This is a genomic window from Vibrio sp. 1288, from assembly GCF_033344475.1.
In genome coordinates, this window is sequence record NZ_JAWPOX010000439.1 from 1 (window position 1) to 742 (window position 742).

General features: G+C 40.7%; 1 protein-coding gene. It reads left to right on the forward strand.

All coding sequences use genetic code 11. The features are described 5' to 3' along the window. On the forward strand, positions 1 to 742 hold a 742-nt coding region (locus tag R8O11_RS27260; RefSeq protein WP_318194883.1), incomplete at both ends, for a type VI secretion system contractile sheath domain-containing protein.

The following is a 742-nucleotide window of genomic DNA, read 5'->3' on the forward strand; positions in this document are numbered from 1 at the left end:
TATTTTGATGCGCTCAAGGCTATCGAGTTCGATCAGTCTGCCTTGTTTAAATTGCTCTATCAAAATGAATATGGAATGGCCGGAGGAGAACCCTTTGGTGTGGTTGTTGGTGATTATCAATTACGTTATGACCCGAGAACAAATTATTTTGATAGAGATATCTCTGTGCTAAGCAAGATATCTCAGTCTGCTGCTGCGGCATTTAGTCCATTTGTAATGTCTGCGTCTCCTGAAATATTCGGTGTGAACACATTTGCCGAACTTTCGTCGACTCGAGACGTTGCTGCGCAATTTGAACAAATTGATTATGTCAAATGGAGACAGTTGCGAGATAACGATGATACCAAGTTTATTGGCTTAACCGCTCCTAACGTTCTTTTTCGACAACCCTACAAAAGTGATGGTTCTCGAAACGATCAATTTGAATTTCAAGAGAATATTGACGATTCAAATAACGATTTATTGTGGGGAAGTGGAGCCTTCTGTTTTGCTGCTGTTTCGATAAGAGCATTCCAAGAGCACGGTTGGTTTACTCATATGCGAGGAATAAAGCAGGGGGATTATAGTCAAGGAATTATTGTTGCTCCTACAAGAAACAAAACGCGCATTAATGGCAAAAATGACAGAGATAGATGCCCTTTAAATCTAAAAGTCTCTGAGCGTAAAGAGCAAGAACTGTCTGATTGTGGGTTCATTCCGATTTCACCAGTTCCTGAAACAGACATGGTCGGCATAACTTCCA